Origin of the sequence: Streptomyces sp. NBC_00158 (assembly GCF_045160885.1) — a bacterium.
Lineage (GTDB): Bacteria > Actinomycetota > Actinomycetes > Streptomycetales > Streptomycetaceae > Streptomyces.
This window is the reverse complement of record NZ_CP108161.1, coordinates 1,364,485-1,377,516: the sequence shown is the minus strand read 5'-3', so window position 1 is coordinate 1,377,516 and position 13,032 is coordinate 1,364,485. Positions and strand designations below refer to the sequence as shown.

Genomic DNA, 13,032 nt, shown 5'->3' with positions numbered 1-13,032 from the left:
CTTGGGCCGGTACTTCGCCGGCCGGCTCAGAGCTTCCGCTGGGCCGTCTCCAGGAGTTCCCCCACCGTGGAGTTGAACGCGATGGCGGCCTGCGGCGCGTGGCGGGGGATCAGGTTCACGATGAGCTCGAACAGCGGCAGCAGGTGCTCGGACTTGCGGATGCCGCCGCCGACGATCACGACGTCCCACGGCTTCCTGGTCAGCGCGGCGACGAGGGTGGACTCGACCTGCTCGTCGTGCACGACCAGCTCCATGGCCGCGTCGATGCCGTGCTCCCCGAACCGCGCCATCTCCGCGTCGAGCGCTGCCTGGAGGGCCGATCCGTCGATACCGGGGATCGCCTGGGGTTCGTAACCGATCAAAAGTGTAGAAGGCATACAACGAACCTAACGAAGCCAGCAGGAGGATGATCGGTTTCCGGACACCTCAGCCTTCGGCCGGCCCCGTTAGAGTCGCCCGCAGCAGGCGCATCGAATCCGGCGCGCACCCGATCAGGACGGTCCCGTCCCCGTCGAGGCACTCGGCCACCTCCCAGCCGATCTGCACCAGCCGGGAATCGCCGTGGCGTTCCCTGCGCCGGACGGCGACCAGGCGCAGGGGCGGGATCCGGCTGCGCTGGAGTTCCGGGAACTCCGTGGGTGTCACGTGCAGCTGCGAACCCGAGACCCATAGGTGCACCAGGGACCGGTTGCGGCAGTACGAGCTGTCGCCCAGGACGCAGGCGGGGAATCCGACCCGCTCCCCCCGGGCGGCCGCCCGGCCCCGATTCCCGGACTTGCGGCGTTCGTCGGCCCACGACAGCAGCGCATCGCCGACGAGTCCGAGCAGGAATCCCAGCCCCCGTCCACCATCGGCCGGCGGGCCGGCGCGGACAAGGCGGAAGTCAGCCCCACTTCTGGCGGTCCGAGCGGTCACAGGGGCGGGCGTGGAGGCCGGCGGGGCCGTCGTCCAGGCACTGGCCGGTGCCCGCGCTCTTCACTTCCACCGACGCGTCGGGCCACGTCGTGACCTTCCACTTCTGCGCCTGGGACTTGCCGCACGCGCGGGCGCCGAGGCCCGTGTCGTCGCCCTCCAGGCAGGCGCCGGTGGCGTGGTTCCTCAGCGTGCCGGTGCCGGTGCCGTCCTGGAGGGGGTGGAACGTCCAGCGCTGGTAGCTCATCCCGTTGGGCGGGAACGCGCGCAGGCCCTGGTCGAGGCTGTGGTCCAGACAGCTGCCCGTGGAGCGGTTCACGAAGATCCGGACCACGTCGTGCGAGGCCGCCGCGGCCGTGGCCCCGGCCCGCGGCTCCGCCGGGGCCTGCCCGGACGGCACCAGGAAGAGCCGGCACAGCCCGGCCCCCAGGAGCAGCCCGGCCAGGGCGGCCCCGGCCGGCCACCTCCAGCGGCCCCGCCACCACGGGGAGGCCGGGGGCGCGGCCGCCGGCACCGGCACAGGCGCGGGCTGGCTGCGGTCCGCCGCCTCCCACAGGGCCCGGTACTCCGCCGGGTCGGCACCCAGCGCCCGGCACAGGTCCCGCACGGTGTTCCACGGCGGGACGGTGCTGCCGCGCAGGTAGCGGGAGAGCGAGGAGTCGCTGATCATCACCTCGGACTCCAGCGAGCGCAGCGTACGCCCGGACCGCTGCTGCAGATCCCTCAGCGCACCACCGAGCCGCTGCCCCGGACTGCGCCCGTCGACGTCCGCCATGTGCTCGCCCCTGTCCCGGGATGGTCATGTCCCAGCAGGTCAGAAGCGTAGGGATCCCGACTCCGGCGAAGCAAACGGGACACCGTTGCGAGGCCCCGCCGGCCCCCCGCAGACTCGGCACCAGCCGGCTCCCAGTCGAGTGAGCGGCGAATCCCAATCTGCGCCGGACCGGCGCATTCCCCTGCCAGAAGACGGAGAACGGGCATGTCCGTGAACCTCACCCGCCGCGTGGCCACGGCCGCGTTGACCACCATCCTCTCCCTGGGCTCCCTCGCCCTGACCGCGCCGACGGCCCCGGCCGCCCCGGCCACCACCGCCCAGGCCCCCTCCACCACCACCGCGGAGGCCGCACCCCGCGTCACCCGGGCCCAGGTCATCGCCCGGGCCAAGACCTGGCTGACCGCCAACAACGGCCGCCCGGTGCCCTACAGCCAGACGAAGTACTGGAAGGACGGCTACCGGCAGGACTGCTCGGGCTACGTCTCCATGACCCTCGGCCTGCGCAAGCCCGGCCCGAACACCGTCTCCCTCAAGAAGGACGGCTTCACCCGCCGCATCGCGATGAAGGACCTGGCCCCCGGCGACCTGGTCATCAAGGCCGACAGCGACAGTGCCGACTTCCGCCACGTCGTCATCTTCGACGGCTGGGCCAACGGCGCGCACACCGCCTACAAGTCCTACGAGCAGGCGGGCGGCGTCGGCACGCGCTGGAAGCAGCACTCCTACGGCGTGAACGGCCGCGACGGCTACCACGCCTACCGCCCCGTCAACATCACCGCCTGACCGAGGAGCACCGCCATGAACCCCACCCGTACGACCGTCCTGACGGGCATCCTGCTCGCCACCACGCTGCTCACGGCCACCACCACCGAGGCCAGCTCCCTCGACAGCGTCCAGACCTTCCGCAACGGCGCGACCTCGGCCTGCCTCGACGACAGCGACGCCGGTGTCCGCACGTACGCCTGCCTGGGCAACGACCACCAGAAGTGGAACGTCCACCAGTGGGCCGACGGCACCCGCGAGCTGCGGAACCGCAAGACCGGCCTCTGCCTCACCGACCACCCGCGCGGCACCGCCTCGGCGCAGCCGTGTGACAAGGCCAAGGACGAGAGCTGGATCGTCCACCGCTACCCGGACGGCGCCGTCGAGTTCAGGAACCAGGCGACCGGCCTGTGCCTGGACGACAGCCCCCAGCACCACCTGCGCACCTTCCCGTGCGGCACCCACACCCAGAAGAGCCCCTACCAGACCTGGCACTGACACCCCGGGCCCGGCCTCCCCAACGGGGCCGGGCCCTCCACCTACGGGGGATACCCCCACCCCCAGCCCTCCGGACAGCAGGATCGCCCGGAGCAACCGGACCCGGAAATGCTGGGCATACCACCGATCTCCGTCCCAGAACACAGGAGTTGCCCCGTGCCCGCACACGCCGCCCGAAGGACCCTCTTACACGTGACGGCCGCAGCCGCCGCGATCACCGCCCTCCTGGCCCCGGCCGCGACGGCCGCTCCCCGCCCCGACACGGTCCAGCAGGGCCTGAACGCCCTCGTCCGCACCGACCACGTCCCCGGCGCACTGGCCACCGTGACGAACCGCGACGGCCGCACCCGCACCTACGAGGCGGGTGCCGAGGACGGACAGGTACGCATCGGCAGCAACACCAAGACCTTCACCGCCGTGGTCGTGCTGCAACTGGTCGGCGAGGGAAGGATCGGCCTGGACGACCGGGTCGACACCCACCTCCCGGGCCTCGTACGCGGCGAAGGGATCGACGGACGCCACATCACCGTCCGCCAGCTCCTCCAGCACACCAGTGGTCTGCCCGACTACGAAGCGGACGTCACCGACGCCATCCTCCACCGCCGGTACCTCGAACCCCGAGACGTCCTCGACACCGCCCTCCGGCACAAGGCCGTCTTCCCCCCGGGTACCAGCTGGGCCTACAGCAACACGAACTACGTGGTGGCGGGCCTGATCGTCCAGAAGATCACCGGCCGCCCCCTCGCCGAGGAGATCGACAGGCGCGTCATCAAGCCCGCCGGACTGCGCCACACCTACTTCCCGGCCCCCGGGGACACGACCATCCGGGAGCCCCACCCCAAGGGCCACCACCAGGACTCGCCGGGCGCGCCGGTACGCGACGTCACCGACATCGACCCCTCCGCGGCCTGGGCCGCGGGCCAGATGATCTCCACGAACTCCGACCTGAACCGGTTCTTCACCGCGCTCCTGGCCGGCCGCCTCCTCCAGCCCGCCCAGCTCGCCCAGATGCGCACCACCGTCCCCCTGGGCGACAGCGGCGCCGGCTACGGCCTGGGCCTGATCAGCCGGCCGCTGTCGTGCGGCGGCGTCTACTGGGGCCACGGCGGCGACATCACCGGCTACGAGACCCGCGGCGGAGTCACCGAAAACGGCCGCGCCGCCAACGTCACGGTGACCATCGACCCCACCGACGACACCACCACGAAACACGTCGAATCCCTGGTCGACACGGCCCTCTGCCGCCCTGCGTGACCGCCGCCCAGCCCCTTCGCCGCTCTGCCCGTCTTCTGGTGCGGGCATCAGCCACGGGCGGTCGCCGGTCGCCGAGACGAGAGGAGCGCGTAGCGATCTGCCGCGCCTGGGCGCGCCGCACGCCGCTCTGATCAACCTCTCGTGCGGGTAAGCGTGCCCTCGGCCCCGAATCGGGACTTCTGAGGGCTCGGATGCCCGGCCGGCCAGCGCCCGCCCCCTCGCCCCATCCCTGACAGGCCCGTCCCTTGCCCTCTGTCCGGTGACCGTTCTTTTGGGGGTTTCCCGGCAGTTCTTCGGCTTTCCGGGGCGGGTCGGTCTGTCAAGGGTGGCCGAAGGCCATCGCGAAGCGACGCGACCGAAGGGAGCGCCCTTGACAGACCGGCACGACACGGAAGGACGATGGGACTGACGGGAAACCCCCAAACCAACCCTGATCCCGCCCCCGGGAGCACCGCCCTACTCCCGCACCCGCACCCGCACCAGCACCGCCACCGGTACCCCCTCCAGCAGCTCCGCGAGCCCCACCCGCCCCTCGTACGAGGACCCCCCCAAGCGCCCCCACCGCCCCGGGGGCAGGTCCAAGGCGGTGTCGCGCCAGCCGCCCGTCGCGGCCAGGCGGTGGGAGAGGCGGGTGGCCACCGCGATGAGGCCGGGCGGGCGCGTGAAGGCGAGGCAGTGGCCGGAGGCCGGGCCGCGGGCCGTCAGGGGGGCGTAGCCGGTGAACAGTGCGGGCCGGTCGCGGCGCAGTCGCAGCAGGGCGGCCGTCAGTGCGAGTTTCTCCCGCGCGAGGTCCGGCGGGGCGGCGCCGGCGTCCAGGGCGGCCAGGGCCTCCCGGGGGAACTCGGCGGGGCGGCGGTTGTCGGGGTCGACCAGCGCCCTGTACTCGGACTCGGTGCCCTGGTACACCTCCGGCACCCCCGGCATCGCGAGGTGCAGCAGGGTCATCCCGAGCACGTTGGCGCGGGCCGCCTCCGCCAGTTCCGGCGGCAGCTCCACCGCCTCCCGGGGCACCAGGTCCGCGATCCGCGCCTCGTACTCCTCGTCGGGGTCGGTCCAGGAGGTGTGCACCCCCGCCTCCCGCGCGGCCTTCAGCAGGGCCGCCGCCAGCCGGGGCTCCCGCTCGGGCACCGCGCCCAGCCCCAGCGCGCTCTGCCGGGCCGCCCACGCCAGCCGCGGATCCGCCCCCGACGCCCCCTCCGCCCCCTCCGGCTTCCCCGGCCCCTCCGGCACCCCCATCGCCCCCAGAACCCCCATCCCCCCCAGAATCCCCATGGCCTCCGGAACCTGTGACAGCACCGAGATCCGGGCACGTACGTCCGCGCTGCGCTTCGTGTCGTGCGTGGACAGCACCGTCCCCGAGGCGGGCCAGTCCCGCTCCAGCTCCGTGCAGTACGCGTGGAAGTCGGCGACCGGTACCGCCGGGTCGCCGGGCTCCCCGCCCACCTCGGTGGCCGACAGCAGCGGCGTCCACCGGTAGAAGGCGCGGTCCTCCAGGGACTTGGCGCGCAGGGCCGCCGAGGTCTGGGCGAAGCGGGCCGCGAAGGCGGGGTCCCGCAGCAGCAGTTCCCGTACGCCGTCCACCGCCCGCGCCCCCGCCCGCCCGGCGGCCCGTTCCAGGGTGGCCTCCGACGGTCCCGGCCCGCCCGGGTACGTCCGGTACACGGGCGAGGCGATCAGCAACTCCCGCACACCTCCAGCAAGTTCCTCGCCAGCCCGGCGCTCCAGCAGCGCCAGCTCCGCGGCCAGGTCGACGGTCAGCACCTCCCGGGCCGCGGCGGCGGCGGTCTCCTCCCACGTCGAGGCGCCGTCCCCGGCCTCCCCGTACGCCCGGGCCAGCCGCTCCGCCCCCGCCGGGTCGGTGAACACCCCGTCGACCCGGTGCAGCGCGTCGTACCCGGTGGTGCCGGCCACCGGCCAGGACGCGGGCAGCCGTTCCCCGCGGGCCAGGATCTTCTCCACGACCACCCAGCAGCCGTCCCCGGCGGCGGCCCGCAGCCGCCGCAGGTACTGCTCCGGGTCCGCCAGCCCGTCGACGTGGTCGATCCGCAGGCCGGACACCACCCCGTCCCGGACCAGCTGGAGCACCTTCGCGTGGGTCGCGGCGAACACGGCGGGGTCCTCCACCCGCACCCCGATCAGATCGGAGATGGTGAAGAAGCGGCGGTAGTTGAGGCCCGTCCGGGCCTCCCGCCACCACGCGGCCCGGTACCACTGCGCGGCCAGCAGCTCCGGCATCGGCAGCGAGGCGGTGCCCGCCCGCAGCGGGAGCTCCAGGTCCCCGTACCGGAGCAGCCCCGCCCCGCGGTCCACCCGGCCGTCCCCGGCCTCCCCCTCCGAGCCCAGCACCGGCAGCAGGAGCTGCCCCCCGCCACCCTCCCAGTCGATGTCGAACCACCGCGCGTACGGCGAGTGCGGCCCCTCCCGCAGCACCTCCCACAGCGGCCGGTTGAGCCGCAGCGGCGCCGGCACCGCCATGTGGTTCGGGACGATGTCGAGGACCAGCCCGAGCCCGTGGGCCCGCGCGGCGGCCGCGAGCGCGCGCAGGCCCCGCTCGCCGCCCAGTTCGGCCCGTACCCTCGCGTGGTCGGTGACGTCGTACCCGTGCTCCGAGCCCGGCACCGCCTCCAGCACGGGGGAGAGGTGCAGGTGTGACACGCCGAGCGAGGAGAGGTACGGTACGGCTGCCTCGGCTGCCGCGAACGTGAAGCGCGGGCCCAGCTGGACACGGTAGGTCGACGCCGGAACGACCGGCATCTGAACGCCGGATTCCGATTGGCTGATTGAATACCCCAGGCTCATGAGAACGTACGTACCCAGCCCGCACGATTCCGTGCCATTACCCAATGCATCCGGGTGACTGCGCCGCGTTAGTGTCGATCAGGTGGTTGGAACCGTCAGTACCTATCGTCACGTCATCGCCCTGACCGGGCCCCTACTCCCGCTCGTCTCCTTCTTCGCCCGACTGCCCGTCGCGATGTCCCAGTTCGGGAGCGTCCTGCTGGTCGCCGAGACCAGCGGCTCGCTCGCCACCGCCGGCATCGTCGGCGGCACCCTCTCCGCCGGGCAGGTGGTCTTCGGGCCCCTCCTCGGCCGCCTCGCCGACCGCCACGGGCAGCGCCCCGTAGTCCTCACCGCGGCCGCCGTCAACGCCGTCGCCACCGGCGCGCTCGTCGCCGGCGCCCTCGGCGGCCTCGCGACCGTCCCGCTCGCCGCGATCGGCGCCGTCACCGGTGCCTCCGTGCCGCTGATCGGGCCGCTCGCCCGCACCCGCTCCGTCGCGCTCGCGCACCGCGCGAAGGCCGACGAGAAGACCGTCGGCGCCGTGCACTCCCTCGAAGGCACCCTCGACGAGGTCTCCTTCGTCTTCGGCCCGGCCCTCGTGGGCCTCGCCGCGCTCGTCGCGCACCCGGCCGTCGCCCTCGGCGGAGCCGCCGCCCTCGTCGCCGTCTTCGGCACCGCGTACGCCCTGCACCCGACCGCCGCCGTCACCGCGGGCGCCCCCGCGCCGCGGCGCGCCCGCGGCGCCCGGCGCGCCCGGCAGCCGCGCGTGGTGCACGCCGTACGCGGCTCCCTCGCCCTCCAGGGCGCCATGTTCGGCGGCTGTCAGGCGGGAATCGCCTCGCTCACCGCGCAGTTGGGCGTCCCGGGCCAGGCCGGCATCGTGTACGCCGCCATGGGCGTCGTCAGCGCCGCCGTCGGCCTCGCGCTCGGCGCGCTGCCCGCCCGGATCGGGCTGCGGCTGCGCTGGCGGGCGGCCACCGGCGCCGCGCTGGTCCTCTCCGTGCCGCTGCTGTTCACCGAGACCCTGTGGCCGCTGTACCTCGTCGTCACCGTCCTCGGTGCCGCGTACGCCCCGCACCTGATCACCGCGTTCGCGCTCACCGAGCGGGTGGTCGAGCCCGCCCGGCTCGCCGAGTCGATGGCCTTCGCCGCCAGTTCCCTGGTCGCCGGGCAGGCCGCCGCGCTGGCCGTCTCCGGGCGGCTCGCCGAGTCGTACGGTCCCGCCGGGGCCTTCGCCGTCGCGGTGGGCGCGGCCGCGCTGTGCCTGGCCATCGCCCTCGCGACCCGGGTACCGTCCGCCCGGCCCCGGTCGGCCGCCCCGGCCCCGGTGACCGACCAGGCCCCCGCCCCGGCGCCAGCTCCGGAGCCCGCGCAGGCGCCCGTCCCGGCGGCGGTCCCTCCCAGGCTGTTCATCCCGGCCCAGCGCACCTCGTCCCCCGAGGACTCGGCGACCGGCTCCGGGGCGGGCTACGCCGGCCGCTGAAGCACCACGAGGCACCGTCCCGTCAGGGCCACCCGGTCCCCGGCCGCGTACTGCGGCCCGGTACCGGGTGGCAGTACCTCCGCCCGCGCCGTGTCCACGACCAGCCGCCAGTGCGCCCCGTGCCCGGCCGGGACGGTGAAGTCCTGCGGGTCGGCGCCCGCGTTGAACATCAGCAGGAACGAGTCGTCGGTGATCCGCTCCCCGCGCGTGCCCGGCTCGGAGATCGCCTCCCCGTTGAGGAACACGGTCAGCGCCCGCGCGTGCTGCGCCTGCCAGTCCCGTGCCCGCATCTCCTCGCCGTGCGGGGTGAACCAGGCGATGTCGGAGAGTTCGTCGTGCGTGCCCTCCACCGGCCGGCCGTGGAAGAACCGGCGCCGCCGGAACACCGGGTGGTCGCGGCGCAGCCACACCATCCGGCGGGTGAACTCCAGCAGTCCGGGCGGCGGTTTGCCCGGCTCGGGCCAGGCCACCCAGGACAGCTCGTTGTCCTGGCAGTAGGCGTTGTTGTTGCCCTCCTGGGAGCGGCCGAACTCGTCGCCGTGGCTGAGCATCGGCACGCCCTGCGAAAGCATCAGGGTGGCGGTGAAGTTCCGCATCTGGCGCTCGCGCAGCTCCAGGATCCCCGGGTCCTCCGTGGGCCCCTCGACCCCGCAGTTCCAGGACCGGTTGTGGGTCTCGCCGTCCCGGTTGCCCTCCCGGTTGGCCTCGTTGTGCTTCTCGTCGTACGAGACCAGGTCGTTCAGCGTGAAGCCGTCGTGGCAGGTGGTGAAGTTGATGGAGGCCAGCGGGCGCCGTCCGTCGTCCTGGTAGAGGTCGGAGGAGCCCGTCAGCCGTCCCGCGAACTCCGCGAGCGTACGCGGCTGCCCGCGCCACAAGTCCCGTACGGTGTCGCGGTACTTTCCGTTCCACTCGGTCCACAGCGGCGGGAAGTTCCCCACCTGGTAGCCGCCCTCGCCCAGGTCCCAGGGCTCCGCGATCAGCTTCACCTGGCTGACCACCGGGTCCTGCTGCACCAGGTCGAAGAACGAGGACAGGCGGTCCACCTCGTGGAACTGCCGTGCCAGGGTGGCCGCGAGGTCGAAGCGGAAGCCGTCCACGTGCATCTCGGTCACCCAGTACCGCAGCGAGTCCATGATCAGCTGGAGCACGTGCGGGGAGCGCATCAGCAGCGAGTTCCCGGTGCCGGTGGTGTCCGTGTAGTGCCGGGGGTCGTCCCCGAGCCGGTAGTACGAGGCGTTGTCGAGGCCGCGGAAGGACAGCGTCGGGCCCAGGTGGTTGCCCTCGGCGGTGTGGTTGTAGACCACGTCGAGGATCACCTCGATGCCGGCCTCGTGCAGCGCCCGCACGGCCGACTTGAACTCCAGCACCTGCTGGCCCCGGTCCCCGGAGGCGTAGCCGTTGTGCGGGGCGAAGAAGCCGATGGTGTTGTAGCCCCAGTAGTTGCTGAGCCCGTCGTTCACCAGCCGGTGGTCGTTGACGTACTGGTGCACGGGCATCAGCTCCAGAGCCGTCACCCCGAGCTTCGCCAGGTGCCCGATCACCGCCGGGTGCGCGAGCGCCCCGTAGGTGCCCCGCAGCTCCTCCGGGAGGTCGGGGTGGCGCATGGTCAGGCCCTTCACGTGGGCCTCGTACAGCACCGTGTGGTGGTACTCGTGGCGCGGCGACCGGTCGTTGGCCCAGTCGAAGTACGGGTTCACCACGACCGAACTCATCGTGTGCGGGGCGGAGTCCAGGTCGTTGCGGGAGTCCGGCCGGCCGAAGTGGTAGCCGTACACCTCCTCGCCCCAGGACACCTTCCCGCTGATGGCCCGCGCGTACGGGTCCAGCAGCAGCTTCGCCGCGTTGCAGCGCTGCCCGCGCTCGGGCTCGTACGGTCCGTGCACGCGGAACCCGTACCGCTGGCCGGGCATGATCCCCGGCAGGTAGGCGTGGCGCACGAAGGCGTCCGTCTCGCGCAGCTCGACGGCCGTCTCCGACCCGTCGTCGTGCAGCAGGCACAGCTCGATGCGCCGGGCGACCTCGGAGTAGACGGCGAAGTTGGTGCCCGCGCCGTCGTACGTGGCGCCCAGCGGATACGCCTGCCCCGGCCAGACTTGCATGGCTAACGACTCTTCCCGTCCTGGTCCGGCTCGGTCCGGCCCGTGATCCGGCTGGATCCGGCGCGGATCACTCGTCCGCTCTGCCAGATCTTCCCCGAAAGAGGGTCCGCACGCGTGGACTTGGAATGCTGCCGACGGGTGAACCGGAGAGCTGATATGCGGGTCAACGGACTGTCCGGGCATCACATAATGGGTCAACGGACAGCCGGACCAGGGGACCTGACGTCACATGGGGCGGCTTCGGGCTGCGTCGGGCCGCGTGCGCGGAGTACCCTTCCGTGATCACTGGAGACGGGCGTCCAGACGCAGAAGGCGGTGCACGGGTGAGCTCGGGAGGTCTGGAGCTGCCCCCTGGTGACAGCGGTCACGAGGGTGGCCCGGTGGACGCCGCGGGCGGTCCGTCCGGTGCGTCCGGCGGTGTGCCGGGCGCGGCGGCGGCCGGGGCGGCGGTGTCACTGGCCCCGCAGGCGGCCGGGGACGCGCGGGCCGGGGCCGAGCTGGACTGGGGCGCGGACGCGTGGAGCGAGGTCCGTACGCGGGCCCAGCGCGCGGGCCGTGCGTACATCTGGCTGAATCTCATCGAACAGCGGCTGCGGTCGGTGGTCGGCGCCGTGCTGCGGCCCGTCTACGAGCCGGTGCACGGCGGGGACGACTGGGTCGTCGCCGCGGCCGGCCCGGCCGGGCAGGAGTGGGTGCAGCGGGCGGTGGCCGTCCGCGAGGTCAGCCGGCGCAAGGGCTATCTCCTCGACCCGGCCGACGACAACGTGCTGAGCTTCCTGACGCTGCCGCAGCTGCGGGAGCTGATGGTCCAGCACTGGCCCTGCTTCGAGCCGTACTTCGACGACCGGCGCGAGATCGAGCTGGCGCTCGACGAGCTGGAGGTCACCCGGAACGTGGTCTCCCGCAACCGGGCCCTGTCGCGGGCGGTGCTGGAACAGGCCGAGCGCGCCTCGGCGCGGCTGCTGGAGGTGCTGGGCGCCGGTTCGGGCAGCCCGTCGGCGGACCGGCTGCCGATCGACGCCGTCGAGGACCTGGTCGGGGACCGGTACGCGGACGTCATCTCGGTCCACCCGGACCGGGTGCGGCTCCAGCGTCAGCTTCCGGCGGAGGACCTCTTCGGGGGCGCGCGGCGGCTCGACGCCATCGGCATAGGCCTCAACCTGCTGGTGCAGAACTTCTCGGGGCGGCGGCTGGTCCGGCTGACGGAGGCGGGCTGCCGGGTGCGGCTGCTGTTCCTGAACCCGGCGAGCAGCGCCGTCAAGCGGCGCGAGCGGGAGCTGGGGCTGCGCAAGGGGGAGCTGAGCCGGTCGGTGGAGATGAACATCCTGCACGTGCGCAGGGTGCGGGCGGGGCTGAAGGACCCGTCGCGGTTCGACATCCACGTCTTCGACGAGACCCCCCGCTTCACCGCCTACCTGGTGGAGGGGCAGTCCTCGGGCATCGCGGTGGTGCAGTCCTACCTGCGGCGGGCCCGGGGGATGGAGGCGCCGGTGCTGGTGCTGCGCGGGGGAGGGCGGGGCGTGCCGAAGGACGCCGACCACGGGCTGTTCCAGACGTACCGGGAGGAGTTCGAGTCGGTGTGGGAGGACTCGCGGCCGGTGTCCTGAGACCGGTGCCGCGGGGCGGCCTACCAGGTCGGGTCCGGGGCGGCCTGCGGGGGGTGCCCCGGCCGGGTGTCAGTGGCGCGTGGCAGGCTGAAACGCGTTGACCGGAAAAACGGGGGAGGGGCGCGTCATGGAGGCGTGGCACGGGGGAGCGCTGGTCGGGTTCGACCTGGAGACGACGGGTACGGAGCCGGGGGAGTCCCGGATCGTGACGGCCGCGCTGGTCGAGGTGCGGGGCGGCGAGGTGCGCGCGAGGCGCGGCTGGCTCGCGGATCCGGGGATACCGATCCCGGGGGAGGCCGCGGCGATCCACGGGATCAGCACGGAGCGGGCCGTCGCCGAGGGCCGTCCGGCGGGGGAGGTCGCCGAGGAGGTCGCGGCGGCGCTGGTGGAGCACTGGCGCGGTGGTGCGGTGGTGGTCGCCTACAACGCGGCCTTCGACCTGACGCTGCTCTCGGCCGAGCTGTCCCGGTACGGGCTGCCCTCCTTCGCGGACCGGCTGGGCGGGCCCGAGACCGGGCCGGTGGTGGACCCGCTGACGATAGACCGGGCCGTGGACCGCTTCCGGCGCGGCAAGCGGACGCTGGAGGCGGTGTGCGGGGTGTACGGGGTCACCCTGGACGCCGCGCACGACGCGGGGGCCGACGCGCTGGCGGCGGTCCAGGTGGCGCGGGCGATAGCCGCCCGGCACCCGGAGGTCGCGGCGCTCAGCCCGGCGGAGCTGCATGACCGTCAGGGCGGCTGGCACGCCCGCTGGGCCCGTGACTTCCAGTCCTACCTGCGCCGCCAGGGCAGCCCGGACGCGGTGATCGACACGGCGTGGCCGCTGCGGGCACTCGTCACGGCCTGAGCCCGCGCGGGTCC

11 protein-coding genes are annotated in these 13,032 nt (G+C 73.5%); 6 read left to right on the top strand and 5 right to left on the bottom strand.

Annotated features, from left to right (window positions below; genetic code table 11):
* Positions 1–26 precede the first annotated feature (26 nt).
* The 3 genes from OG553_RS06180 to OG553_RS06170 form a co-directional block, all read right to left on the bottom strand.
* Positions 27–377 (bottom strand): hypothetical protein, encoded by a 351-nt coding sequence (locus OG553_RS06180; protein ID WP_405978006.1) that lies wholly within the window; start codon positions 375–377, stop codon positions 27–29.
* Positions 378–426: 49 nt separating this feature from the next.
* Complete coding sequence (locus tag OG553_RS06175) at positions 427–645, bottom strand: hypothetical protein (RefSeq protein ID WP_405978005.1); 219 nt, start codon at positions 643–645, stop codon at positions 427–429.
* 238 nt (positions 646–883) lie between these two features.
* Positions 884–1,687: an RICIN domain-containing protein gene (locus OG553_RS06170; protein WP_405978004.1), complete on the bottom strand. Its 804-nt coding sequence runs from the start codon at positions 1,685–1,687 to the stop codon at positions 884–886.
* A gap of 204 nt (positions 1,688–1,891) precedes the next feature.
* Here OG553_RS06170 and OG553_RS06165 point away from each other — a divergent pair, with 204 nt between their 5' ends.
* The 3 genes from OG553_RS06165 to OG553_RS06155 all read left to right on the top strand — a co-directional run bounded on the left by OG553_RS06165 (position 1,892) and on the right by OG553_RS06155 (position 4,201).
* Positions 1,892–2,470, top strand: a complete 579-nt coding sequence (locus tag OG553_RS06165; protein ID WP_405978003.1) for a hypothetical protein — start codon at positions 1,892–1,894, stop codon at positions 2,468–2,470.
* Positions 2,471–2,485: 15 nt separating this feature from the next.
* Positions 2,486–2,947, top strand: coding sequence for an RICIN domain-containing protein (locus tag OG553_RS06160; protein WP_405978002.1), 462 nt, complete (start codon positions 2,486–2,488; stop codon positions 2,945–2,947).
* 108 nt (positions 2,948–3,055) lie between these two features.
* On the top strand, positions 3,056–4,201 hold the full coding sequence (locus tag OG553_RS06155; protein WP_405978001.1) for a serine hydrolase domain-containing protein: 1,146 nt from the start codon (positions 3,056–3,058) through the stop codon (positions 4,199–4,201).
* A 456-nt stretch (positions 4,202–4,657) separates the two neighbouring features.
* Here OG553_RS06155 and treY read toward each other — a convergent pair whose 3' ends face one another.
* The gene (gene treY / locus OG553_RS06150; RefSeq protein WP_405978000.1) at positions 4,658–6,955 is read right to left on the bottom strand and encodes a malto-oligosyltrehalose synthase; all 2,298 of its coding nucleotides are present in this window, start codon (positions 6,953–6,955) and stop codon (positions 4,658–4,660) included.
* A gap of 127 nt (positions 6,956–7,082) precedes the next feature.
* On the opposite strand from treY, the gene OG553_RS06145 reads away from it, so the two are divergent.
* Positions 7,083–8,465, top strand: a complete 1,383-nt coding sequence (locus OG553_RS06145; RefSeq protein ID WP_405977999.1) for an MFS transporter — start codon at positions 7,083–7,085, stop codon at positions 8,463–8,465.
* Here OG553_RS06145 and glgX read toward each other — a convergent pair.
* Positions 8,450–10,564, bottom strand: coding sequence for a glycogen debranching protein GlgX (gene glgX / locus OG553_RS06140; protein WP_405977998.1), 2,115 nt, complete (start codon positions 10,562–10,564; stop codon positions 8,450–8,452). The two genes, OG553_RS06145 and glgX, sit on opposite strands and share 16 nt — an antisense overlap.
* A gap of 323 nt (positions 10,565–10,887) precedes the next feature.
* On the opposite strand from glgX, the gene OG553_RS06135 reads away from it, so the two are divergent.
* On the top strand, positions 10,888–12,171 hold the full coding sequence (locus OG553_RS06135; protein ID WP_405977997.1) for an SAV2148 family HEPN domain-containing protein: 1,284 nt from the start codon (positions 10,888–10,890) through the stop codon (positions 12,169–12,171).
* Between the two features lie 127 nt (positions 12,172–12,298).
* Positions 12,299–13,018 carry a 3'-5' exonuclease gene (locus OG553_RS06130; RefSeq protein ID WP_405977996.1) on the top strand — a complete coding sequence of 240 codons (720 nt, stop codon included), beginning with the start codon at positions 12,299–12,301 and terminating at the stop codon, positions 13,016–13,018.
* The last annotated feature ends 14 nt before the right edge of the window (positions 13,019–13,032 follow it).

Coding starts and splice junctions, on each gene's coding strand:
- OG553_RS06180 (WP_405978006.1), bottom strand. CDS start 377: ATGCCTTCTACACTTTTGATCGGTTACGAACCCCAGGCGATCCCCGGT.
- OG553_RS06170 (WP_405978004.1), bottom strand. CDS start 1,687: ATGGCGGACGTCGACGGGCGCAGTCCGGGGCAGCGGCTCGGTGGTGCG.
- OG553_RS06165 (WP_405978003.1), top strand. CDS start 1,892: ATGTCCGTGAACCTCACCCGCCGCGTGGCCACGGCCGCGTTGACCACC.
- OG553_RS06160 (WP_405978002.1), top strand. CDS start 2,486: ATGAACCCCACCCGTACGACCGTCCTGACGGGCATCCTGCTCGCCACC.
- OG553_RS06155 (WP_405978001.1), top strand. CDS start 3,056: ATGCTGGGCATACCACCGATCTCCGTCCCAGAACACAGGAGTTGCCCC.
- treY (WP_405978000.1), bottom strand. CDS start 6,955: ATGCCGGTCGTTCCGGCGTCGACCTACCGTGTCCAGCTGGGCCCGCGC.
- glgX (WP_405977998.1), bottom strand. CDS start 10,564: ATGCAAGTCTGGCCGGGGCAGGCGTATCCGCTGGGCGCCACGTACGAC.
- OG553_RS06130 (WP_405977996.1), top strand. CDS start 12,299: ATGGAGGCGTGGCACGGGGGAGCGCTGGTCGGGTTCGACCTGGAGACG.